19 protein-coding genes are annotated in these 22,896 nt (G+C 69.7%); 5 read left to right on the top strand and 14 right to left on the bottom strand.

Annotated elements, in window-relative coordinates; translation table 11 throughout:
* Positions 1-4 precede the first annotated feature (4 nt).
* The 7 genes from NY1_RS16910 to NY1_RS16880 form a co-directional block, all read right to left on the bottom strand.
* Entirely contained in the window at positions 5-1,705 is a 1,701-nt protein-coding gene (locus NY1_RS16910; RefSeq protein ID WP_067713763.1) for an FAD-dependent oxidoreductase, read from the bottom strand.
* An 18-nt stretch (positions 1,706-1,723) separates the two neighbouring features.
* A complete protein-coding gene (locus NY1_RS16905) occupies positions 1,724-2,803 on the bottom strand; it encodes a polyprenyl synthetase family protein (RefSeq protein WP_067713760.1) in 1,080 nt (359 codons plus the stop codon).
* Entirely contained in the window at positions 2,800-3,918 is a 1,119-nt protein-coding gene (gene ispG, locus NY1_RS16900; protein WP_067713757.1) for a flavodoxin-dependent (E)-4-hydroxy-3-methylbut-2-enyl-diphosphate synthase, read from the bottom strand. Before ispG ends, NY1_RS16905 begins: the two co-directional genes overlap by 4 nt.
* On the bottom strand, positions 3,915-5,888 hold the full coding sequence (locus NY1_RS16895) for a 1-deoxy-D-xylulose-5-phosphate synthase (RefSeq protein ID WP_084535043.1): 1,974 nt from the start codon (positions 5,886-5,888) through the stop codon (positions 3,915-3,917). The genes ispG and NY1_RS16895 overlap by 4 nt, the downstream gene beginning before the upstream one ends.
* A complete protein-coding gene (gene ispH, locus NY1_RS16890; RefSeq protein ID WP_067713754.1) occupies positions 5,885-6,874 on the bottom strand; it encodes a 4-hydroxy-3-methylbut-2-enyl diphosphate reductase in 990 nt (329 codons plus the stop codon). The genes NY1_RS16895 and ispH overlap by 4 nt, the downstream gene beginning before the upstream one ends.
* A gap of 32 nt (positions 6,875-6,906) precedes the next feature.
* Positions 6,907-7,935: a polyprenyl synthetase family protein gene (locus tag NY1_RS16885; RefSeq protein WP_067713752.1), complete on the bottom strand. Its 1,029-nt coding sequence runs from the start codon at positions 7,933-7,935 to the stop codon at positions 6,907-6,909.
* 392 nt (positions 7,936-8,327) lie between these two features.
* Entirely contained in the window at positions 8,328-9,410 is a 1,083-nt protein-coding gene (locus NY1_RS16880; RefSeq protein WP_233040951.1) for a polyprenyl synthetase family protein, read from the bottom strand.
* A 519-nt stretch (positions 9,411-9,929) separates the two neighbouring features.
* Here NY1_RS16880 and NY1_RS16875 point away from each other — a divergent pair.
* Positions 9,930-10,775, top strand: a complete 846-nt coding sequence (locus NY1_RS16875) for a 3-hydroxybutyryl-CoA dehydrogenase (protein ID WP_067714430.1) — start codon at positions 9,930-9,932, stop codon at positions 10,773-10,775.
* 98 nt (positions 10,776-10,873) lie between these two features.
* On the opposite strand, the gene NY1_RS16870 is transcribed toward NY1_RS16875, so the two are convergent.
* A complete protein-coding gene (locus tag NY1_RS16870) occupies positions 10,874-11,740 on the bottom strand; it encodes a GNAT family N-acetyltransferase (protein ID WP_067713749.1) in 867 nt (288 codons plus the stop codon).
* 145 nt (positions 11,741-11,885) lie between these two features.
* On the bottom strand, positions 11,886-13,109 hold the full coding sequence (locus NY1_RS16865) for an MFS transporter (RefSeq protein ID WP_067713747.1): 1,224 nt from the start codon (positions 13,107-13,109) through the stop codon (positions 11,886-11,888).
* 111 nt (positions 13,110-13,220) lie between these two features.
* Between NY1_RS16865 and NY1_RS16860 the strand changes: the two genes are divergently transcribed.
* Positions 13,221-14,108, top strand: a complete 888-nt coding sequence (locus tag NY1_RS16860) for a LysR family transcriptional regulator (RefSeq protein ID WP_067713744.1) — start codon at positions 13,221-13,223, stop codon at positions 14,106-14,108.
* Between the two features lie 76 nt (positions 14,109-14,184).
* Positions 14,185-15,402 carry a cytochrome P450 gene (locus NY1_RS16855; RefSeq protein ID WP_067713741.1) on the top strand — a complete coding sequence of 406 codons (1,218 nt, stop codon included), beginning with the start codon at positions 14,185-14,187 and terminating at the stop codon, positions 15,400-15,402.
* A 6-nt stretch (positions 15,403-15,408) separates the two neighbouring features.
* On the opposite strand, the gene NY1_RS16850 is transcribed toward NY1_RS16855, so the two are convergent.
* Entirely contained in the window at positions 15,409-16,257 is an 849-nt protein-coding gene (locus NY1_RS16850) for a 1-acyl-sn-glycerol-3-phosphate acyltransferase (RefSeq protein WP_067713738.1), read from the bottom strand.
* Between the two features lie 428 nt (positions 16,258-16,685).
* On the opposite strand from NY1_RS16850, the gene NY1_RS16845 reads away from it, so the two are divergent.
* Positions 16,686-18,014: a hypothetical protein gene (locus tag NY1_RS16845; RefSeq protein ID WP_067713736.1), complete on the top strand. Its 1,329-nt coding sequence runs from the start codon at positions 16,686-16,688 to the stop codon at positions 18,012-18,014.
* Positions 18,015-18,125: 111 nt separating this feature from the next.
* On the opposite strand, the gene NY1_RS16840 is transcribed toward NY1_RS16845, so the two are convergent.
* The gene (locus NY1_RS16840) at positions 18,126-18,893 is read right to left on the bottom strand and encodes an ABC transporter permease (protein WP_067713733.1); all 768 of its coding nucleotides are present in this window, start codon (positions 18,891-18,893) and stop codon (positions 18,126-18,128) included.
* Positions 18,893-19,843 (bottom strand): ATP-binding cassette domain-containing protein, encoded by a 951-nt coding sequence (locus NY1_RS16835; protein WP_067713731.1) that lies wholly within the window; start codon positions 19,841-19,843, stop codon positions 18,893-18,895. Before NY1_RS16835 ends, NY1_RS16840 begins: the two co-directional genes overlap by 1 nt.
* Positions 19,844-19,944: 101 nt before the next feature.
* Between NY1_RS16835 and NY1_RS16830 the strand changes: the two genes are divergently transcribed.
* The gene (locus NY1_RS16830) at positions 19,945-20,682 is read left to right on the top strand and encodes a TetR/AcrR family transcriptional regulator (protein ID WP_067713728.1); all 738 of its coding nucleotides are present in this window, start codon (positions 19,945-19,947) and stop codon (positions 20,680-20,682) included.
* A 94-nt stretch (positions 20,683-20,776) separates the two neighbouring features.
* Here NY1_RS16830 and der read toward each other — a convergent pair whose 3' ends face one another.
* Together der and cmk are read right to left on the bottom strand one after the other, a co-directional pair.
* Positions 20,777-22,192 (bottom strand): ribosome biogenesis GTPase Der, encoded by a 1,416-nt coding sequence (der, locus tag NY1_RS16825; RefSeq protein ID WP_067713725.1) that lies wholly within the window; start codon positions 22,190-22,192, stop codon positions 20,777-20,779.
* On the bottom strand, positions 22,189-22,857 hold the full coding sequence (gene cmk, locus NY1_RS16820) for a (d)CMP kinase (protein WP_157762314.1): 669 nt from the start codon (positions 22,855-22,857) through the stop codon (positions 22,189-22,191). Before cmk ends, der begins: the two co-directional genes overlap by 4 nt.
* Positions 22,858-22,896: the final 39 nt, after the last annotated feature.

Here is a 22,896-nt window from a genome sequence, read left to right as displayed (position 1 = left end):
CACGCTACGGCGTCGCCCAGGCGGGTGGCGATGCCGCGCGCGGCTGTGCGCGGGCGGCGGACAGGAACGCTTGGCGGCCGGTGATTTTCACGCGTGGGCGGCCGGTCGCGGCGCCCGCGGCGCGTTCGGCGGCGTCGATGGCCCGCCAGCCGGTGCGGTCGATGCGGTCCGGGCAGCGGGCGGACAATAGTTCGAGCAGTTCGGGGCGGCCGCCGGCGGGGGTGGGCAGGCGTCCGGCCAGGAAGTCGGCGAGCAGGTGCTGCACGGTTTCCTCGGCATCGACGCGGTTGGCGCCGATCACGCCGTGCGGGCCGCGTTTGATCCAACCGGTGACATACCTTCCCGGCAGCGGTGCCCCGGTGACGTCGAGCACCCGGCCTTCGCGGTTGGGGATCACCCCGCGCGCGGGATCGAAGGGCAAGCCCGCCAAGGGTTCTCCGCGATATCCGATGGACCGCAAGACCAGCGAGGTGTCCAGCAGCTCGGTGTGCGCGGTGGGGCGGACCCGCGATTCGGCTCCAGCCATCTCGTTGCGGGCGTACTCGATGCCGGTGACGTGGCGGGAACCGTGCAGGGCGATCGGCGACGCCAGGTAGCGCAGGTCGATCCGCCGCTGTCGTGGAAGACGTTCGGCCCGTGCGTATTCGACTGTGAGATCCCATTTCAGCCGGGCCGCGGGGCCGGCGCCGTCCAGTTCCGCGCGGCTCACCGGATCGAGGTCGAGGTCGTGCTCGGCGACGACGATATCGACGCCGGTCAGGTCGCCCAGCGCCAGGAACTCCGGGCCGGTGTAGGCGGCGTGCACGGGGGTGCGGCGGCCCAGGACGACCACCTCGCGAATCTTGCTGTGCCGCAGGGCCACCAGGGCGTGGTCGGCGATATCGGTGGCGGCCAGTCGCTCCGGGTCGGTGACGAGGATGCGGGCCGCGTCCAGGGCCACATTGCCGTTGCCGACGATCACCGCGCGGTCGCCGGACAGGTCGAACCAGTGGTCGGCGTAGGCCGGATGCCCGTTGTACCAGGCGACGAACTCGGTGGCGGAGTGGCTGCCGGGCAGGGACTCCCCCGGGATGCCGAGGCGCCGGTCCCCGGACGCGCCGACGGCGCAGATGACGGCGTGATGGTGCGCCAGCAGTTCCGGGAGGCCGAGGTCCGCGCCCACCGTCACGTTCAGATGCAACGCGAAAGCCTCGGAGCCGAAGGCGGATTCGAAGGATGCGGTGATCTGCTTGGTGTCGGGATGGTCGGGCGCGACACCGGACCGCACCAATCCCCAAGGCATGGGCAGTTTCTCGAACATGTCGACTTCGACGTCGGTGTGTCGCAGCAGTGCCCGCGCCGCGTAGCAGGCCGCCGGTCCCGATCCCACGATCGCCACCCGCAGCCGCCGGTGTCCCCGGGGCAGGCGCGGCGCGGCGGGCAGCAATCCGGCCGGGTCCGCCTGCAAGGGATGCGTTTCGAAGTACGCGGCATTGATCGCGGTGTATCGGCGCTGCGGCGCGAGCAGGTCCTCCTCGGCGAAGATGGCGTTCACCGGGCAGGCGGGCACGCAACTGCCGCAGTCGATGCAGCCGGCCGGATCGATGTAGAGCTGTTCGGCCGCAGCGAATTCCGGTGTGCCGGGCACCGGCCGGATGCAGTCCACCGGGCATTCCGGGACGCATGCGGCATCGTTGCAGCAGGGTTCGGTGATGACGTAGGCCATGACGCGTCTCCCGGGATTTCAGGCCGTTCGGGCGATGACGGCTTCGGCGGCGCCGCGCAGTCCCGACACGGCGGCGGGCGGCAGCGGCGCGGTGGCCAGCACCGCGCGCACCTGCTGCCAGCGTTCGGCGATCATGCGCTCCACCTCCGGACGCGCGGTGGCGTCCAGGATTTCGCGGCAGACGGCCGCGCCGCGCTCGTCCAGGCCGGGATTGCCGACGAGCTGGTCCAGGTGCGCGCGCTGCCGAGCGGTGGCATGGCGCAGGGCCAGGGCGAGCAGGGCGGTGTGCTTGCCGTCGCGCAGATCCGAGACGACGGATTTGCCGGTGCGCGCGGGATCGCCGAACACGCCCAGCAGATCGTCCTGCAACTGGAAGGCCTCCCCCAGCGGCCGCCCGTAGTCCGCCAGCGCCCGTTGCACCTCCGCGTCCGCGCCCGCGAGCGCCGCGCCCAATTGCAGCGGCCGGTGCACGGTGTAGGCGGCGGTCTTGTAGCGGATGATCTCCAGGGCCCGTTCCAGGTCGCGGGTGGGCCGCCCGGTGGTGAGCAGGTCCAGGTACTGGCCGTAGCTGACCTCGGTGCGCATGGCGTCGAGAACCGGTGTGGCGGCGGCCGATTGCGCCGCCGACAAGCCCGCCGTGTGCAGCAGTTCCTGCGACCACACCAGGCCGAAATCGCCGATCAGGATGCCGGCGTGGGCGCCGAAGCGGTCCGCGCCGGCACCGCGCGCCGAGCGGGCGCGATCGGCCACGGCGCGGTGCACGGTCGGCTGATCGCGCCGGGTGTCGCTGTCGTCGATGATGTCGTCGTGGATGAGGACGGCGGCGTGGAACAACTCCACCGCCGCCGCGACCCGCACCACCGCGGGCGGCAGCCCGTCGCCGCCGCCGGCGTACCAGCCGAGCACGCAGAACAGCGGCCGGATGCGTTTGCCGCCCGCGAACAGGAACGCGCGCACCGCCTCCACCACCTCGGCGGGCAGCCCGGCGGCCGCGGCGGATTCGGCTTTGGCGGTGAGGAATTCGTACAGCGCGCGCTCCACGTGGGCGCGGATGCCGTCGTGATCCACGGGCGAGACGGTGAGCGTGGGCGTGCTCATGACGCGGACTCCTCTCCATTGCCGTCGGTCAGGGCGACCGCTTCCTCGAGCAGGGCGTCCACGATCGAGTGCTCGGGCACGGTGCGCACCACACGGCCGCGGACGAAGATCTGGCCCTTGCCATTGCCGGAGGAGACGCCCAGGTCGGCTTCGCGGGCTTCGCCGGGACCGTTGACGACGCAGCCCATGACGGCGACGCGCAAGGGGTGCGGGAAGCCCGTGAAGGCGGCTTCGACCTTGGCGGCCAGGTGGTGGATGTCGACCTGTACTCGGCCGCAGCCGGGGCAGGACACGATCTCGAGCTGGCGCGGGCGCAGGCCCAGCGATTGCAGAATGTGATTGCCCGCCTTGACCTGTTCCACCGGCGGCGCGGAGATCGAGACCCGGATGGTGTCGCCGATGCCTTCCGCCAGCAGCACCCCGAAGGCGACCGCGGATTTCACCGTGCCCTGGAACACCGGCCCGGCCTCGGTGACGCCGAGATGGATGGGGTAGTCGCAGCGGGCGGCCAGCAGCCGGTTGGCGGCGATCATGGTGCGCGGATCATGGTGCTTCACCGCGATTTTCAGGTCCCCGAAGCCGTGTTCGGCGAACAGCGCCGCCTCGTGCAGCGCCGATTCGACCAGGGCTTCGGGGGTGGCCGCGCCGTGCTTGGCCAGCATGCGCCGATCCAGCGAGCCGGCGTTCACGCCCACCCGGATCGGGATCCCCGCCGCTCCGGCCGCCCGGGCGATCTCGCCGACGCGATCGTCGAATTCCTTGATATTGCCGGGGTTCACCCGCACCGCCGCGCAGCCGGCGTCGATGGCGGCGAACACGTACCTGGGCTGGAAGTGGATGTCGGCGATGATCGGCAGCGGGGACCGGCGCACCAGGGCGGGCAGCGCCGCCGCGTCGTCGGGGGTCGGCACCGCGACCCGCACGATATCGCAGCCGGCGGCGGTGACCTCGGCGATCTGGCGCAGGGTGGCGTCGAGATCGGCGGTGCGGGTGGTGGTCATGGTCTGCACCGGGATGGGCGCGCCGCCGCCCACGGGCACCCGGCCGACGTGGATCCGCCGGGTGCGATGGCGTGGCGGCAGCGGGCGCGGCAGTTCCAATTGCGCGATGGTCATGGGGAAACCTCCGGCCGATCGGCACCGAGCGCGCACAGCACGGTGTGCACGATCTCGGTGGTGGTGAGCCCGGATTCGGCGAGCAGCGGACCGCGTTCGCCGTGCGGGAGGAAACGATGCGGCAGCGCGAGCCGCCGCACGGGGACGGCGATCCCCTGGTCGGACAACGCTTCCGCGAGCGCGGGCCCGACCCCGCCGCGCCGGGTGCCGTCCTCCACGGTGAGCACCAGGTCGTGCCAGGCGCACAATTCGGTGAGCCGCTCCGCGACGGGCAGCACCCAGCGCGGATCCACCACCGTGGCCTGCACGCCCGCGGCGGCCAGCATCGCGGCCGCCGCGAGACAGACGCCGGCCAGCGGACCGACCGCGACCAGCAGTACATCCGGATGTTCGGCGCGGCGCAGCACATCCAAGCCGGACCAACGCTCGACGGCCGGAATATCCTCGCCCACAGTGGCTTTCGGGTAACGCAGCGCCGTCGGTCCGCTCTCGTCCGCCACCGCCTCGGCCAGCAGCTCCCGCAGCCGGGCGGCATCACGCGGCGCGGCGACCCGCATCCCGGGCACCCCGGCGAGCATGTCCAGATCCCACATCCCGTGATGGCTCGCCCCGTCCGGCCCGGTGATCCCGGCCCGGTCCAGTACGAACGTCACCGGGAGGCGATGCATGGCGACATCGAACAGCACCTGATCGAAAGCGCGGTTCAGGAACGTGGCGTAGATCGCGACCACCGGATGCATTCCGGCCAGGGCCGATCCGGCCGCGCTGACCACCGCGTGCTGCTCGGCGATCCCGACATCGAAACACCGACCCGGGAAGCGGCGCGCGAACTCACCCAGCCCGGTCGGTCCCGGCATGGCGGCGGTGATCGCCACGATGTCCGCGCGTGCCTCGCCGATCCGCACGATCTCCTCGGCGAACACTTCCGTCCACGCCCGCCGCCGCGGCCGAGGCTCCGCCGCAACGACATTCGGTACCGCCGCCCCGCCGCGCACCGGGCCGTGATCCGCGGCCGGCTTCGCCCCGGCGACCGCCCGATCGTTCCCGCGCTCGGCGTTTGCCGACGGAGCCGAGACCCGCCCACCGGCGCGTTCGGCCACGGGCACGGGGCCGGTGGTGTGCATGCGTTCCGGGTCGGTGCAGGCGGGTTCGTAGCCGAGGCCTTTGATGGTCATCGCGTGTACGACGACGGGACGGTTCAGGCGTTTCGCCTGGCGCAGAGCCGATTCCAGGGCGGCGCAGTCGTGGCCGTCGACGGGACCCAGGTAGTCGAAACCGAGATGCTCGAAGAGGTTGCGGGACACTGGGTTCGGGGTGATGGGTGTGGCGCGGAGGGCGGCCAGGTGGGCGGCGATCGCGCCGGCGGTGGGCGAGTAGGAGTGGCCGTTGTCGTTGAGCACCACCACCACGGGGCGGCGGGCGGCTCCGATATTGTTCAGCGCCTCGTACGCCATACCGCCGGTGAGCGAACCGTCGCCCACCACCGCCACCACCGCGCGGTCGGATTCCCCGAGCAGCGCACGGGCTTTGGCGATCCCGTCCGCGTACCCGAGGGCGGTGGAGGCATGACTGTTCTCGATCACGTCGTGGCCGGATTCGGCGCGGCTGGGATAACCGGACACCCCGCCCGGCCGGCGCAGGGTCGCGGCGAACTCGGCGCGGCGGCCGGTCAGGATCTTGTGCACATAGGCCTGGTGTCCGGTGTCGAAAAGCAGTGTGTCCCTGGGTGATCGGAACACGCGGTGCAGCGCGATGGTGAGCTCCACGACGCCCAGGTTGGGGCCGAGGTGCCCGCCCACGTTCAGCACGGTGTCGATGATCAGCGCGCGCAGTTGAGCCGCGAGCACGGGCAGTCGCGCGGCGGGCAGGGCGCGCAGCCGTTCGGGGGAATCGATATCACGCAGTGGCGCGGGGAGATTCGCGGCGTTCGCGCCGATCTCCGGGGGCGTCGTGACGGCCGTGGTTCTCATGACCGTCTCCGCACCGCGGCGGGGGCCGCGAAGAACACGTCCTCGGTGAAGCTGACGTGCTCGCGCACGGTGAGCGGGCCGAAGCGGCGCAGGGCGCGCAGCACCTCGTCCACCAGCCGCCCGGGCGCGGACGCTCCCGCGGACAGTCCGACGGTGGCGGCGGGCACGATCCACTCGGGCTGTATTTCGGTGAAGTCGTCGATCAGATACGCCGGAATGCCCTGGCGGCGGGCCACTTCCACCATGCGCTGGGAATTGGAGGAGTTGGCCGAGCCGACCACCAGGAACACCTCGCTGCGTGCGGCGACTTCCTCCACCGCGCGCTGCCGATTCGTGCTGGCGTAGCAGATGTCCGCACTGGCCGGGCCGTGCAAGCGCGGGAATCGCCGGCGCAGCGCGGCCACGGTCTCGGCGGTCTCCTCCACCGACAGCGTGGTCTGGGTGAGGTAGGAGACCCGGTCCTCGTCGGGCACGGTGAGCGCCAGCGCCGCCGCCGGGCTGTCGATGAGCACGGTGGCTTCGGGCGCTTCGCCCGCCGTGCCTTCCACCTCCTCGTGCCCGGCATGCCCGATCAGCACCACGGTGTCGCCGCGCGCGGCGAAACGTCTGGCCTCCGCGTGCACTTTGGTCACCAGCGGGCAGGTGGCGTCCACCACGGTGAGCCCGCGCGCGGCCGCGGCCGCGCGCACCGCTGGTGACACGCCGTGCGCGGAGAACACCACGGTCGCACCGGGCGGCACCTCGTCGAGCTCGTCCACGAAGATCGCCCCGCGCGCCGCCAGTTCCGCCACCACGTGGGTGTTGTGCACGATCTGTTTGCGCACGTACACGGGTTCGACGCGGTCCGGGTCGGCCAGCAGCCGTTCCACGGTGTCGATGGCGCGCTCCACGCCCGCGCAGAACGAGCGGGGCGCGGCCAGCAGCACCGTGCGCGGGCGGGGATCGGCAGGCTTGTCCAATAACGCTGTAGCAGGCTGTGCGTCCATGGTGGCTGACTCTCCTTACAATCGTGCCTTCGTCATTTGTCGCGATGCGCGACCAATTGGGCCAGCGTGATCAGATCCCCGCAGGCGGGCCGATCCGGCAGCGCCGCAACGGCTTTGCGAATGCGCCGCTCGGCCTCGCGCTGGGTCCAGCGGCGCGCGCCGCATTCCTCGATCAGCCGTGCCGCACAGGCGATCTCGCTGGGGGTCAGGGGCTCCTCGCCCCGGTACAGCACCGCCAGTTCCCGGCCCGCGTCGGTGCCCGATTCCAGGGCGGCCACCACCGGCAGTGATCGTTTCCGCCGCCCCAGATCGCTGGAGGGCTTACCGCTGGCGGCCGGATCGCCCCAGATGCCCAGCAGATCGTCGATGGCCTGGAACGCGATCCCGAGCTCGCGCCCGAACCGGTTGAGCCGATCGACCGCATCGGGTTCCGCGTCCGCGCACAGCCCGCCCAGCGCGCAGGCACACCCGAACAACGATCCGGTCTTTCCGACGGCCATCCGCTCGTATTCGGCGACGGAAGTGCCGCAGCCGATTTCGATGGCGCAATCCTCGTGCTGTCCCCGGCACAATTCGATGACAGTGCGCTCCAGCCGGTCCACCGCGATCACGGCGGTGCGCTGCGGCATATGCGTCGCAAGCACATTGGCGGCCAGCGCGTGCAGGGCGTCGCCGAGCAGTATGGCGTCCGCGAGTCCCCATACCCGCCATACGGTGGGCCGCCCGCGCCGGAATTCGTCGCCGTCCATGACATCGTCGTGGACGAGGGTGAAATTGTGGATCAATTCGACCGCGGCCGCCGCCGGGGCCGCCGCGGCCGCGAGCCCGTCGCAGGCGTAGGCCGCCGCCGTCGCCAGCGCCGGGCGCAGCCCTTTGCCGGAGTCGGCGCGCACGGTCCGGCCGTGCGTGTCCCACCAGCCGAAATGGTATCCGGCCATGCGGCACAAGGGTTCCGGTAGCGACAGCACCGCCTCGCGTAGTACCGGTTCCAGGACGGCGCGGGCCCCCGCCAGCAGTTCGGCGGGGCGGCGGACGGGCGGGACGAAAGCTGTCACGGTCATGACGGCGCTTCTTTCACGGCATGAGACGGGAGTAGCGGCGGCATTTCGCGGGCCGGCGGGGACCGGTGCGCTATTTCGCGCACCACGAAGACGCCCTGCACCATCCGGACGGAATTGCGGCGCTCCTCTTCGAATTCCGCCCCTTCAGCGGGTGGGGAAATCAGGAAGACGAAACGGATGCATGGCACATCCCCGGGAATAGGCAGAACGGAATATCCTGCACGATAACGAGATACGTCGGGAGGGATTCTGCGACCGATCGGGCTCTCCGGCACGAGAGCGCTGCGAGTTCACAAAGCGTATTGCTCAAAGTCTACGTCCGAATGCAATTTCAGTAAAGGTCTCAACTATCCGGAAACCTGCTGCCGGCTGCGATCCGCAGGCCCGCACCGCTACCGGTCGGTCCCGGTCAGCCGTTGCGCCAGGGAGCTGAGGAACTGTTTGGCGGGGGCCGGAATCCCGATGCGCTCCAAGGCATCCAGGGCCTGTTCGCGGCGGCGCGCCACCATCCGCTCGATCTCCGCGCGCGCCCCGACCTCGATCATGATGTCCCGGCAGATCGTCGCGCCACGACTGTCCAGGCCCGGATTCCCCAGCAGCGCACGCAATTCCACGGCCGCCCCGCCGCGCGCCCGGCCCAGCGCGGCGGCGACCAGGGCGGTGTGCTTGCCGTCGCGCAGCACGTCCACCCGGGAGCCGTCGGTGGCGCGGTCGCCGAACACATTGTGCAGATCCTCGTTCAGGTGCACGGCCTCGCCCAGGGCCGCGGCGTAGGCGGCCAGGCCCTCCTGGACCAGCGGGTCGGCGCCGGCCAGGCGGGCGCCCAGTTGCAATGGGCGCTCGCAGGTGTAGGCCACGGTGCGGTATCGGATGATCTCGAGGGCGCGGTCCAGGTCGTCGGCCGGGTCGCCGGTGGCCAGCAGGTCCAGGTATTGGCCGTAGATCACCTCGACGCGCATGGCGGTGATCATCGAACCGGCGGCCACGCGCTGGCGGGCGCTCAAGTGGGCGGTACCGACCAGTTCGTCCGACCAGGCCAGGGCGAGATCGCCGAGCAGCAGCGCGGCCTGGCGGCCGAAGCGATCGCGATCGGGTTTGTCGGTGTAGCGGGCGGCCAGCGCGCACGGGATGGTGGGATGCCCGCGCCGGGTGATGCGGCGTTCGATCACATCGGTGTGGATGAGCACGGCCGCGTGCAGCATCTCCAGGGCGGCGGCCACCCGGATCACCGCCATCGGCAGGCGTTCGCTGCCGCCGGCCGCGTACCAGCCGAGCACGCACAGCAGCGGGCGCACGCGGCGGCCGCCGGAGAAGACGAAGGAGTGCAACCCGTCGACGAAGTCCGCGGGTAGTCGGGCGCGATCGGAGCCGCGCGCCTTGTCGGCCAGGAAGCCCTCCAGCACGATATCGACGCGCTCGCGCACACCGCGCAGATCACCGGGCATTGTGAGCTCACCGTTCACCGGGTCGAACATGTCGTCGCCTCTCCGCAGCACCAGGGAAAGATTTATCGCATTGCGTCCGAAGGAGATTCGTCGCTCAGCTATACCGCGGATCGGTTCCGTGCCCTTCGATGAAGCTCTCGTGCCGACACCGGCAGCAATACTTCCGCATACATGCCCGACCGTTCTCGCCGCATCGCGACCGACCGGTAGTGTCGTCGATCGCGCGGCCCAGCTGACCCGGGAAGAATTCTAATACCAGCGCCCAGCAACGGTAAAGCCATCGAAAGTGGGCCAGCTGCCGGACATTTGACCATGAGGGTTTCGGTTGTCTTCGAACTCGTTGCGCGCTACCGGCTTTCGACCGGCTACCCGCAGGCGACCGATTTCCCGCCCGGCGCGACTCGCCGTGCGCCGTCACCGGCGGTCGCGTGGCGCGATGCGGACACCGGATCGGGTGAGACCGGGCTCACCTCCGCCGCCCGCCGGAATCCGGGCAGATCGGGCCGCGATACGGTTTGCGGCAAAGGACACGAGCAAGGAGAAGACGACGTGCAACGAATCGGTGTGATCGGTGGCGGCACCATGGGTGCGGGAATCGCCGAAGTGGCGGCGCGGGCGGGCGGCGACGTCCTGGTCCTGGAGCGCGATGCCGCCGCGGCGGACGCCGCCGTCGACCGGATCGGCAAGTCCCTGGCCCGCGCGGTCAAGTCGGGCCGGCTCGAGCAGGCCGCCGCGGACGAAGCGCGGGCGCGCATCACCCTCACCGTGAACATCGACGACTTCGCCGACCGCGAACTGGTCATCGAGGCCGCGCCGGAGATCGAGTCGCTCAAGGCCGACTTCTTCGCCAAGCTGGACGCCATCGTCTCCCCGGACGCCATCCTGGCCACCAACACCTCCTCGATCCCGGTCATCCGGATCGCCAACGCCACCTCGAACCCCGGTCGCGTGGTGGGCGTGCACTTCTTCAACCCGGTGCCCGTGCTGCCGCTGGTCGAGATCGTGGTCACGCTCAAGACCGATCGCGCCGTCGCCGACGCGGTCACCGCCTACGCCCGCGACGTGCTGGGCAAGCGCACCATCGAATCCAAGGACCAGGCCGGATTCATCGTCAACGCGCTGCTGATCCCCTACCTGTGCAACGCGATTCGCATGTTCGAGACCGGTTTCGCCTCCGCCGAGGACATCGACGAGGGCATGGTCAGCGGCTGCGCCCACCCGATGGGCCCGCTGCGCCTGACCGACACCGTCGGCCTGGACGTCACCCTGGCCGTCGCCGAATCGCTCTACGCGGAATTCGGCGAGCCGCAGTACGCCCCGCCGGTCCTGCTGCGCCGCATGGTGGAAGCCGGCTACCTGGGCCGCAAGGCCGGTCGCGGCTTCTACACCTACTGAACCGCAATACTTTTCGCCGCGCGCGCCACCGGATCGGGTGGCGCGCGCGGCGTCGTTTCAGGGCGCGGGGGTGGTGAGCCGGGTGATCGCCGGGCGGTTCAGCCGCGCACGCTGGAGGGGGCGCGGGAGATGCGGCCGCCGAGGCGTTCGTTGACGGCGAAGCCGTGGCGGCGGCACCAGTCCGCCAGGCGGGGGACGGCGGAATCGTCGTCGCGGAAGGTCGGCACCAGCTGGCCCACGATATGCAGGTGCTGGGCGTCGGCGGCGCGGCAGAGTTGTTGCAGCGTGGCGGTGCCCAGGCCGGTGCCGCGTAGTTCCGGATTGACGGTGATGCCGTCGAGTTTCACCGTGTCGGCGTAGATCTCGAAGTCGACCTCCACCAGATCGTCGTCCCGGCGCAGGGTTTCGATATCCGCGGGCAAGGGGCGCAGCACGCCGGGGAGATGGTCCGAAAGGCGTTGCCGCGCAGCATCGTCCGGGGCCGTGCGGGTGACCGCCAGGACCTGGTCGGTGAGCTCCTCCACGACCGCCCGATCGCCGACGGCGGCCAGCGGGCGGGCCTCCTCGCAGGCGGTGGTGATCACCTTCAATTGCCGGGTCCAATGCGGGTGCTCGGGCTCGTACCGAGTGATCAACTCCGCGAGCGTGTTCTCCAAGCAGATCGAGATGCCCCGCGCCCGCAACCGCCCGCCGGACAGCACGCCCCACCGATGGTCCTCCGCCCCCACCCCGTGCTGCGCCAGTTGCCGCCGGAGCGTGTCCCGCCGCGACGCCGCGGCCGACACCGGCGCCCCCGGCAGATAGTGCAACCACCGCTTCCATCCGGTGAGATTCGCGCGAATCCGCCCCGAGGCCACATCCGCACTGGCCTCGAGATAGTTGCACAACGCTTGCTCGCGCCGCTCGACAAGCTCACTGGCCCGCCCCTCGCCCGCCGATCCCAACCGCGACTCGCCCTCGCTCATGCGACCCACGCTAGCGTCCAGTTGCTGAACAGCTGCTCATAGGCGCGACAGAGTTCGCGGTGATTCCCATCGGAATGCGACCGATTTCGCCGGCGGATCGACGCCAGGAATTCGCCGACTGCCCGGACGGTCGCCTCGGTCGCGGTCAGCAATGCCCGGCGTATGCGGGTTCTGGTTGCGCAGTACGCCTTGCCAGGACGCCGAGGAGTAGGGCTGCGATCGTGAAAAGCGCCGCCACCGCATACACCACGCCCGCCCAGCCCGCCGCCGCGTAGGCGATGCCCGCGGCGCTGCCGACCACGGCGCTGCCGAGGTAGTAGGCGAACAGATACAGCGAGGAGGCCGCGCCGCGCTGGACCGCGAGCGCGCCCACCCAGGCGCTGGCCACCGCGTGCGCGGCGAAGAACCCGATGGTGAACAGCAGCACTCCGGCGATGACCACCGCCAGCCGGTTCGGGATCGTGCACGCCAGGCCCGCTCCCATGAGCAGGACCGAGACGGTCAGCACCCGGTGGTGCCCGCGCCGGTCCGCGAGCCGGCCCGCCGTCGCCGAGGCCGCCGTGCCCGCCAGGTACAGCACGAAGATGGAACCCGCTACGGCCGCAGGCAGATCGAAGGGCCGCTGGGTCAGCCGATAGCCGAGGAAGTTGTAGACCGAGACGAAGCTGCCCATCAGTACGAACGCCAGGCCGAACAACGCCGCCAGCCGTCGATCCCGGAGTTGCGCCGCCAGATCACCGAGAACTGTCCGGAATCCCGCCGGCCGCGCCACGAACCCTCGTGACGGCGGCAGTGTCCGCACGAACCACACCGCACACCCGGCTGCCGCGATCGACACCGCCGCCTCGGCCCATCGCCACGATCCCAGTGCCAGGGTGAACGACGGAATCAACCGGCCGGCCAACCCGCCGACGCTCGTTCCCGCGACATAGACCCCCATGGCCGCGCCCAGCCCCGCGCCGCCTATCTCCTCGGCCAGGTAGGCCATCGCGACCGCGGGTACACCGGCCAATGCCACCCCCTGCACCGCCCGCACGACCAATAGCGCATCCAATGACCCGCACAGCGGCAGCAGCAATCCCAGCCCTGAAGCCAGCACCGCCGACCCGATCATCACTCGCGTCCGCCCCACCCGCGAGGAGAGCGCGCTCACCGGCACGATCGCCAGCGCCAGCACCCCGGTCGTCAGCGACACCGCCAACGCCGCATGCGCCGGCGTCACCCCGAACGCCTCGGACAAACTCGGCAACAACGCCTGTGCGCTGTACATACTCGCGAAGGTCGTCAGCCCCGCCGCGAAAAGCGCGGTGATGATTCGCTTCTCGCGCCCTCGTTCGAAGGCGCCGACGGCTTGTTCCGCCGCCGTCATCTCGGGTCCTCGTCGCATCGCATATGCCCAGGCTCGACCACATGGACTTAGAACGGAAATGCATCAGTATCGTCCGGCTTATGATCTGAAGACATATAGCGAGGAGGCGGGGTGCTCGGGGCGGATCTGGAGTGGTTCACGACACTGGCGGAGTTGGAGAACGTGACGGCCGCGGCGGAGCGGTTGCACATGGCGCAGCCGACCTTGTCGCGGATGCTCGGGCGGTTGGAGCAACGGGTGGGAGTGCGGCTGTTCGATCGGCAGGGGAAGCGGCTGGCGCTCAATGAGTTCGGGCGGGTGTATTACGAGCATGCGCGGCGGGCGCGGGCGGAATTGCAGGCCGGGGAACAGGCGGTGGCGGATCTGGCGAATCCGGCGAAAGGGGTGGTGCGGCTGGCGTTCCTGCATTCGTTCGGGAGCTGGATGGTGCCGCGGCTGATCGGGGACTTCCGGCGGGAGTCGGGGCGGATCGCGTTCACGCTGTCGCAGGGGGCGGCCGAGTCGATAACCAGGCAGGTGCTGGAGGGTGCGGCGGACTTGGCGATCGTGTCGCCGCGGCCGACGGATCCGGGACTGGGATGGAAGCTGCTGGCTCGGCAGCCCCTCGCCCTGGGCGTGCCGGCGGATCATCGGGTGGCGGGGCGGCGGCAGGTGCGGCTGAGCGAGCTGGGCGATGCCGATTTCATCACCATGCAGCCGGGCTACGGTATGCGGCGGATCTTCGACGAGCTCTGTGCCGCAGCGGAATTGCGGCCGCGGATCGCCTTCGAATCCTCGGATCTGATCACGGTGGCGGGGCTGGTCGCGGCGGGACTGGGAGTGAGCATTCTGCCCGCCGAGGAACCGGTGCCGCCGGGGGTGGTGCTGGTGCCGCTGGGCGATGCGGGAGCCGTGCGCGAGGTCGGGCTGATCTGGTCGGCCACCGCCACGCCCGCCGACGCGGTGCGCCGCTTCCGGGACTTCGCCGAGGAGTGGGCGCGGGCGCGGCGAACCCGGTGACCGGCGGGCGCATTCACGCCAGCCCGAAAACTACCAAGCGGCTGCTTGATTCGCGGCGGCGTGCCAACCTTGCTGCATGGATGTCGACCTCACCGCTCTCGACCGCTTCGCGCACGGCTTCCCGCACGAGGTCTTCGACATGCTGCGCCGGGAAGCACCGGTGTGGTGGCATCCGCCGACCGTCAATACCCCTGGCGGGGAAGGGTTCTGGGTCCTGAGCCGCTACGCCGACATCGTGGCCGCCGCCGGCGACGGCACCACCTTCTCCTCCACCACCGGCGGCAAACGCAACGGCGGCGGCACCCTCATCGAGGACCTGCCGCCGGAACGCGCGGGCGCGCTGCTGAACATGATGGACGACCCCCGGCACGCCCACATCCGGAAACTGCTGATGCCCAGCGTCGCCCCGCGCACCCTGACCCTCATCGAAGCCGAACTGCGCGGCCGCGCCGACCGGATCGTCTCCGCCGCACTGGACCTGGGCGACTGCGACTTCCTGGTCGATCTGGCCGCCGAACTCCCGCTGCAAGCCGTCGCCCAATTGCTCGGCGTCCCGCAGGAAGACCGCCACCAGCTCTTCGACTGGGCCACCACCGGCCTGGACTACGACGACCGCGAACTCGGCCAGAGCACCGAACGCACCCTGCGCGCCTCCGCGAACACCTACGCGTACGCCACGAAACTGCTGGCGGACAAGCGCATCGAGCCCGGCGAGGACCTCATGTCACTGGCCGCCCAGGCCGAGGTGGACGGCGCGCCGCTCACCGACATGGAGCAGCACATGCTGTTCAGCCTGCTGATCGCGGCGGGCAGCGAGACCACCCGCAATGCCATCGCCATCGGCATGCTCGCGCTCATCGACCGCCCGGAACTGTGGAAGTCACTGCAGCACAATCCCGCCCAGCTGGAAACCGCCATCGAGGAAATGCTGCGCTGGGCCTCCCCCACCCCGTACAATCGGCGCACCGCCACCCACGACTGCATTCTCGGCGGCCGCCGCATCCGGGCCGGGGACAAGGTGACGCTGTGGTGGGCGTCGGCCAATCGGGACGAAGAGGTGTTCACCGACCCGCACCGCTTCGACCTCACCCGCCGCCCGAACCCGCACGTGGCGTTCGGGCGCGGCGGGCATTTCTGTCTCGGCGCGGCCCTGGCCCGCATGGAGATGCGGGTGTTCTTCCGGGTGCTGCTGGATCGCGTCGCCGCCGTAACCCGCACCGGCCCGGTCGAATACACCCGCAGCAACAAGCACACCGGGGTCCGGCACATGCCGGTGCGGATCGAAGCGCGGTGACTGCACTCAGAGCAGGCCGGCCAGCGCCGACAGCGGTCCGGGCAGGCCCTCGGCGTGCTTCTTCAGACCCGTCAGCACCGGATTCGGGGTTTCGGCGCGCAGCCGGTCCAGTTCGGCCTGCATAGTGCTGACCGTCTGCTCGTAGGCGGCGTCGACCAGCACGGTGTCCTCGGGATCGCCGACCTCGGTGGACCAGTCCAGCGCGGGCAGGAAGCTGACGCTCACGTGCGCGGGCAGCGGAATCTGCGGCAGGATGGGCGCGACGCCGAAGGGCAGGCCGACGGTGTACGGAAACACCTTGGCGCGCACCAGCTTGTCGAGCTGCAGCAGCTTGGCGGTGCGTTCACCGCGGCTGAGCACGAAGATGGAGTCGTGGCCGCCGTTCGCCACCGCCGGGATGACCGGCACGCCCAGTTTCATGGCCAGGCGGATGAAGCCCTTGCGCCCCGCGAAATCGATCTTGCCGCGGTCGGTCCACGGCCGGCACGCCTCCCAGTCGCCGCCCGGGTAGACCATGACCGCGCCGCCGTCCTTCAGCCCCGCCGAGGCCGCCTCCTGCGAGGCCGCGATGACGCCGAAGTCACGCAGGCTGTCCCCCAACAGCGGTGCGCGCAAAAGGATTTCGTGGGCGACGCCGAAGCTGGGCTCGTCCGGGCGGCGCTCCATCATGGACATGAAGGTGATCCACACCTCGGGCGCCCAGTAGATCGAGGAGTGATTGCCGATCACCAGGGCCGGGCCGGACGCGGGCAGATTCTCCAGGCCGCTGACGGTGGGCGTGAAGTAATTGGTGTAGGCCCGGGCCAATGGCAGCAGCGGGTGGTTGGGGTCCGGGCGCTTCATGGTTTCGCTCATGTGTATGTCCTGTTCTGTCACGATGCGGAGGGCGGGCGGCCCGCGACGACACCCGCCGACGTCCGAATCGACGTCGAGCAGAACAGAATTGCCCCCGGTCACATCCCCATTGATAGAACCCGACTGCCGCGTCCTCGCGGTCCCGTTCGGCGTGTGTGCGCAGATCGCCACCTTGCGATTGGATGCCCCTGCATCGCCCTCCTGCACCTTCAACGTTATCGACCCTAATGCTTGCTTGGTAGAGAGTGTGCGAAACCCAACATTCGCGCATATAGCTCCGGCATCGGCCGATTACCCGCCCTAGGATGCGGAAACCTCCGCCGCCGTTGACAAACCAGACAGACGGTATTTGCGGCCCGATCGCCTTCCGCTTTGTTACGGTGTACTCGCGCTAGCTGAGGTGTAACTACGACCGTTCGGAGCCGCGCATGCCGCGGTATCGCACCGCCGTCGAAACTCGATACCGGGACGCCGTCCACGCCGCGGCGGCATTCCTCGCCGCCACCGTCGCGGGCCTGGCGCTCATGGTGCCCTTCGATTTTCGGTGCATCGGCGATACCGGGTCGCTGCAAACCACACTCCTGATCTTCAATGTGCCGCGGGCCAGCGCCGCCGGCGCGCTCGTCGCCGTCGTCACCGCGGTCATCGTCGGCATGTTCGGGCTGCGCGCGGCATGGGCGACGGCCTTCGGTTCCTCGCTGGTGGTGCTGATCGACCATCTCGTCGTGCACGCGCCCGTCGGCGGATCGCTGGCCTCGGCCAACTTCATCGACTCCATCTTCGCGGGCATACTGCTCGGCGCGGCGGGGGCGGCGGCCTTGAAACGCGGTGAAACCGCTGCCGCCGGAGCGAAACTCACCGTGCCCGCCATCGGGTATCTGCTCGGCGGCATCGCCAGCACCCTGCTCGGCAATGTGGTGGAAAACGCTGTCGGGCAGAGCGATTCGAACTCACTGCTGGATCGCGCCTTCGTGGATATGCCGCCGGTGTGGTTGATCGCGGCCACGACGTGCGCGATCGCGGCCAGCCTGCTGCTGTCCCGGAAACGCGCGATCGCGCACCACACCACCGCCGTGGACCTGCCCTTCGGGCCGATCTTCGCCGCCGCCCTGCTCATCACCGCACTGGCCGGGACCTCCGAATGGCTGGCCCGGCGGGCCGAGGGGCTCGGCGATGTCGCGATCGCGGTCGTGGTGACCGTCGGGGCGGCGTTGATCGCGGCACTGCTGCTGCCCAGGCGCGACGGCACGCTGGTGTTGCTCATGGTCGCGACCGCGGCGACCGCCACCACCATCACCGCCAATCCCCCGCCGCCGTGGACGCTGCCACTCGGGCTCGCGGCCGTCGCCGCCGGGCTGTACGCCGGCCGGCGCCGGCCCGCTCCCGTGCACGCGGGGCTGGCGGTCAGTGCGCTCGCGGTGTACGCGGTGTTCACCACCGCGGTGGCACAGCACAGTTCGGTCATCGCGATCCTCGGTGGGCTGGCGCTGTGCGCGGTGTCCGGTTATTGCTTCGGTTCGGCGCTGCCGTCCATCGCGGCGGGTACCGTGCTGGCGCTGGCCGTGCAGTTCGTGCCGTCGGCGCTGGCGGCGCTGCGGGATCGGCGGATCGGCATTCCGTGGAATTCGGAGCTGTGGTCGTGCGGGGCCGACCGGCCCGCCACCTATGTGCCGGGATGGACGGCGGTGGCCATCGCGCTGGGGTGCGTGCTGGGCATTCTGCTGCTGCGACGGAAGCGGCCCGTGCCGGGCCGCTGATCGTCGTTGTCGTTCTTTTGGACTGTCATGGAATTGCACTGCGGGTTCCGACATTCACGACATTCATGCCTAGATGCGCATATCGGCGTAATTGAATGCCAGAACCGTTCGTCAATCCCGGCCGCGCCGCTTGTAGACCGCGCCCGCCGCCAGGTAGCCGGCCAGTCCGATGCTCACCCACCATGCCGTCGCGATCCATGCGCTGTTCCCGATCGGCGTATCCATGAGCAGCCCGCGCAGCGTCTCCGTCACCGAGGTCACCGGCTGATGCTCGGCGAAACCGCGTAGCCAGCTCGGCATGGTCTGCGCCGGTACGAAAGCGCTACTGACATAGGGCAGGAACATGAAGATGAACATGAAACCGTTGGCGGCCTCCGGGTTCGAGGCCAGCACGCCCAGCGCGGCGGCCACCCAGGACAGCGCCAGGATGAACAGGGCGAGCACGGCCAGCGCCCCGAGCCAGCGCAGCGGATCGGTGGTGGGCCGGAAACCCAGTGCGACGGCGACCAGGACGACCAGGCTGGTGGTGCACAGATTGCGCACCAGGCTCTCGAGTACGTGACCGGTGAGGACGGCCGAGCGGGAGATCGGCATGGCGCGGAAGCGGTCGACAATGCCGTTGTGCAGGTCGGTCGCGACGCTCACCGCCGTGCCGCCCGAGCCGAAACCCGCGCACAGCAACAGGATTCCGGGCACCACATAGTCGATGTACGCGCCGTCGACGCGCATGGCGCCACCGAACACGTACACGAACATGAGCAGGATGGTCACCGGGACCGCGACCGTCATGATCATGGTGTCCGGACTGCGCAGGGCGTGGCGCAGATTGCGGCCCACCATGGTGGCCGAATCCTCGGCCCCGCGAAGCAGAGTGGTCATTACCGTTCACCTTTCGTGGCGGATCCGGTCAGGGCGAAGAAGACATCGTCGAGATCCGGGGTGTGGATGGCGAGTTGGTCGACGGTGACGGCATGTGCGTCGAAATGGTCCAGCAGCCTGCGCAATTCGGCCATGCTGCCGTCGGAGGGCACCTGCAGCGTCAGCTGATCGGTGTCCACCTCGGCCGCCGGCACCGCGCGCGCCGCGGCCGCCAGACCGTGTGAGTCGGCGAAGCCGAGCCGGATATGCCCGCCGGGCGCCAGCTTCTTCAGCTCACCGGCGCTGCCCTCGGCCACGATGCACCCCTCGTCGAGCACCGCGATACGGTCCGCGAGCTGATCCGCCTCCTCCAGGTACTGCGTGGTGAGGAAGATGGTCACCCCCTCCCCCACCAGGCGGCGGATCACCTCCCACAGTTCTCGGCGGCTGCGCGGATCCAGGCCGGTGGTGGGTTCGTCCAGGAATACGATGCGCGGATCGCCCATCAAGCTCATGGCCAGATCCAGCCGGCGGCGCATCCCGCCCGAATACGCGCCCGCCCGCTTGCCCGACGCCTCCATCAGATCGAACTGCTGCAACAGCCGCTCGGTACGCACGGCGGTCTCCCGCCCGCCCAGATGCAGCAGCCGGCCCATCAACCGGAGGTTCTCCGCGCCGGTGAGCACCTCGTCCACCGCCGAGAACTGGCCGGTCACGCCGATGAGCCCGCGCACCGCATCCGGTTCGCGCCCCGGATCGCGCCCGCCGACCCGCACCTGCCCCGCGTCCGGCCGCCCGAGCGTGGTGAGGATGCGGACCACGGTGGTCTTGCCCGCCCCGTTCGGCCCGAGTAGCGAAAACACCGTTCCGGCAGGCACTTCCAGATCGATGCCGCGCAGCACGCGATGCTCGCCGAACGATTTGGTCAGCCCCGTCACTTCGATGGCAGGGCGGGTTCCGGTTGTCGTCATGAGATCCCCGATTCAGAAACTGTGTATGCACTACACTGTGTTTACAGGCTACACAGTTTCAGGCATGGCGCAAGATGTAGGCAACGAAAACAGGAGGCCGGATGGAAAACCGCATGGATGTGCGCGTCCTACCGAAGTCGGTGAAGCTGCTCTGGGACCTGGACGGCGCCGGCAGCCGCGGACCCAAACGCGGCCTGAGCCTGGACCAGATCCTGGACGCCGCCATCGCCGTCGCCGACGCGGAAGGCTATGCGGCCCTGTCCATGAGCCGCGTCGCGAAACAACTCGGCTTCACCCCCATGTCGCTGTACCGCTATGTCGACAGCAAGGAAACCCTGGTCGAACTGCTCCTGGACCGCGTCATCGGGCCCGCCCCCGAGCTACCCGCGGGCGACGGCTGGCGGCCCGCCCTGGAAGCCTGGGCCTGGGCGGAATTCCACGCCATCCGCGCCCACGAATGGTGGCTCGACATCCCCATGTCCGGCCCGCCCACCGGCCCCAACAATATGGACTGGCTCGAAACCGGCCTGTCCGCCCTCGCCGACCTCCCCATCCCCGAACCTCAGCGCCTGCAACTGATGGTCAACCTCTCCCTCTACGTCATCGGCCGCACCCGCTTCCTGCGCGAAATGACCAAGCGCGCCAAGGAAGAACACGACTACACCGCCGTCCTGCTCCAAGTCCTCGACCCCGCCCGCTACCCCACCGTCAGCCGCGCCCTCCAGCACAACGCCTTCGAAGACGACGGCATGCACTGGGAAGAGGCCGACTTCCGCTTCGCCCTGGACCGTCTCCTCGACGGCTACGAGCGCTATATCGAAACCGCGGCGGCCCCTTGAAACCGGCTGCGGCTCAGCGGTATCCGGATACACGAACGCCCGGCGCACCTGGTGGACCAGGCGGCCGGGCGTTCGGAGAACCGAGCGACTCGGGTTACTTCTTGCGTTCCCGCTTCTCGCGCACGCGGACGTTCACACGCACGGGCGAACCGTCGAAGCCGAACTCTTCACGCAGGCGGCGTTCGATGAAGCGGCGGTAGCCCGCTTCCAGGAAGCCGGTGGTGAACAGGACGAACGTCGGCGGGCGGGTGGACGCCTGGGTGGCGAACAGGACTCGCGGGAGGCGGCCGCCGCGCATGGGGGGCGGGGTGGCGGCGATAACTTCCTTGAGCCAGTTGTTCAGGCGGCCCGTCGGGATGCGCTTGTCCCAGGATTCCAGGGCGGTTTCCATTGCGGGGACGAGCTTCTGGACGGCGCGGCCGGTCTGAGCGGAGATATTGACGCGCTGGGCCCAGCGAACCTGGACCATTTCGCGGTCGATCTCGCGCTCGAGCATCTCGCGACGGTCCTCGTCGACCAGATCCCACTTGTTGTAGGCGATGACCAGGGCGCGGCCGGTTTCGGCGACCATGGAGATGACGCGCAGGTCCTGCTCGGTGATCGGCTGGGAGGCGTCGATGAGCATGACCGCGACCTCGGCGGACTCGATGGCGCCCTTGGTGCGCAGCGAGGCGTAGAACTCGTGGCCGCTGGCATTCGAGACCTTGCGGCGCAGGCCGGCGGTATCGACGAAACGCCAAGGCTTGCCGCCCAATTCGACCAGCGAGTCGACCGGGTCGACGGTGGTGCCGGCCACATTGTGCACGACCGAGCGTTCCTCGCCGGTCAGCTTGTTCAGCAGCGAGGACTTGCCGACGTTCGGCTTGCCGACCAGCGCCACGCGGCGCGGGCCGCCCGCGACACCCGTGCCCTCGCGCGGGGTTTCCGGCAGGACGCGCAGGATCTCGTCCAGCAGATCGCCGGTGCCGCGACCGTGCGCGGCCGAGATCATGTGCGGCTCACCGAGACCCAGCGACCACAGCACCGCCGCGTCGGCTTCCAGTTTCTGATTGTCGACCTTGTTGGCGACCAGCAGCACCGGAGTCTTGGAGCGGCGCAACGTCTTCGCGACCGCCTCGTCGGTGGAGGTCGCGCCGACCGTGGCGTCCACCACCACGACGATGGCGTCCGCGGTGTCCATGGCGACCTGCGCCTGCCGCGCCACCGACTGCTGCAGGCCCTTGGCGTCGGGCTCCCAGCCGCCGGTGTCCTGCACCATGAAACGCCGACCGGCCCAGGTGGCCTCGTAGGAGATGCGGTCCCGGGTCACGCCCGGAATGTCCTCCACCACGGCCTCGCGACGCCCGAGAATACGGTTCACCAGCGTCGATTTGCCCACGTTCGGGCGGCCGACAATGGCCAGCGTGGGCAGCGGAATGTGCTCGGCGTCCTGCTCGCCCTCGAATTCGGCGATATCCCAATCGGATTCGTCCGACCAGATGCCGTCACCCGCGAAGGTGTCCTGGGTCACTGCCCGCCTCCTGCCGAAATACGCTGCGCCACCACGCGATACAGCTCGTCGATGGTCTCGTCCTTGGTCAGCTCGCTGGTGTCGACCAGAATCGCGTCCTCGGCGGGACGCAACGGCGACACCTTGCGGGTCGAGTCCAGATTGTCGCGGCGCTGCACATCGGCCAGCACGCCTTCGTAATCGTCGCCGCGGCCCTCGGCGATGTTCTGCGCGTTCCGGCGGAAGGCACGGGCCTCCGCGGACGCGGTCAGATAGATCTTGACGTCCGCGTCCTGCAGCACCACCGTGCCGATATCGCGGCCCTCGACCACGATCCGGCCGGCGGCGAACGCGATCTCGCGCTGCAGGGCCACCAGCTGCTCGCGCACCTCCGGCACCGCCGATACCGCGGACACCGCCTTGGTCACCTCGTTGCCGCGGATCTCGTTCGACACGTCCTCGCCGTCGAGCTCGATCACCTCGCGGCTCGGATCGGTGCCGATGGTCAGCGGCAACTCCTTGACGGCCACCACGATCGCGGCGGCATCGTCGAGGTCCACGCCGCTGCGCAGCACGCGCAGGGTCGCGACCCGGTACATGGCGCCGGTATCGAGATAGCTGGCCCCGAGCCGGGTCGCCAGCAAGCGCGACACGCTCGACTTGCCGGTGCCCGACGGGCCGTCCATGGCGACGACCAGCTGCGCCGAACCGGTCAGCGCACCGGT

Source organism: Nocardia yamanashiensis NBRC 100130 (assembly GCF_001613325.1).
Taxonomy (GTDB): Bacteria; Actinomycetota; Actinomycetes; order Mycobacteriales; family Mycobacteriaceae; genus Nocardia; species Nocardia yamanashiensis.
This window is presented reverse-complemented; position numbering and strand designations above follow the sequence as displayed.

Bases quoted from the DNA above. Each gene is read 5' to 3' on its own strand.
- ispH (WP_067713754.1), bottom strand. From the start codon at position 6,874: ATGGACGCACAGCCTGCTACAGCGTTATTGGACAAGCCTGCCGATCCC.
- NY1_RS16880 (WP_233040951.1), bottom strand. From the start codon at position 9,410: ATGTTCGACCCGGTGAACGGTGAGCTCACAATGCCCGGTGATCTGCGC.
- NY1_RS16855 (WP_067713741.1), top strand. From the start codon at position 14,185: ATGGATGTCGACCTCACCGCTCTCGACCGCTTCGCGCACGGCTTCCCG.
- cmk (WP_157762314.1), bottom strand. From the start codon at position 22,857: ATGGACGGCCCGTCGGGCACCGGCAAGTCGAGCGTGTCGCGCTTGCTG.
- NY1_RS16910 (WP_067713763.1), bottom strand. From the start codon at position 1,705: ATGGCCTACGTCATCACCGAACCCTGCTGCAACGATGCCGCATGCGTC.
- ispG (WP_067713757.1), bottom strand. From the start codon at position 3,918: ATGACCATCGCGCAATTGGAACTGCCGCGCCCGCTGCCGCCACGCCAT.
- NY1_RS16885 (WP_067713752.1), bottom strand. From the start codon at position 7,935: ATGACCGTGACAGCTTTCGTCCCGCCCGTCCGCCGCCCCGCCGAACTG.
- NY1_RS16835 (WP_067713731.1), bottom strand. From the start codon at position 19,843: ATGACGACAACCGGAACCCGCCCTGCCATCGAAGTGACGGGGCTGACC.
- NY1_RS16905 (WP_067713760.1), bottom strand. From the start codon at position 2,803: ATGAGCACGCCCACGCTCACCGTCTCGCCCGTGGATCACGACGGCATC.
- NY1_RS16865 (WP_067713747.1), bottom strand. From the start codon at position 13,109: ATGACGGCGGCGGAACAAGCCGTCGGCGCCTTCGAACGAGGGCGCGAG.
- NY1_RS16870 (WP_067713749.1), bottom strand. From the start codon at position 11,740: ATGAGCGAGGGCGAGTCGCGGTTGGGATCGGCGGGCGAGGGGCGGGCC.
- NY1_RS16840 (WP_067713733.1), bottom strand. From the start codon at position 18,893: ATGACCACTCTGCTTCGCGGGGCCGAGGATTCGGCCACCATGGTGGGC.
- NY1_RS16830 (WP_067713728.1), top strand. From the start codon at position 19,945: ATGGAAAACCGCATGGATGTGCGCGTCCTACCGAAGTCGGTGAAGCTG.
- NY1_RS16845 (WP_067713736.1), top strand. From the start codon at position 16,686: ATGCCGCGGTATCGCACCGCCGTCGAAACTCGATACCGGGACGCCGTC.
- NY1_RS16895 (WP_084535043.1), bottom strand. From the start codon at position 5,888: ATGAGAACCACGGCCGTCACGACGCCCCCGGAGATCGGCGCGAACGCC.
- NY1_RS16850 (WP_067713738.1), bottom strand. From the start codon at position 16,257: ATGAGCGAAACCATGAAGCGCCCGGACCCCAACCACCCGCTGCTGCCA.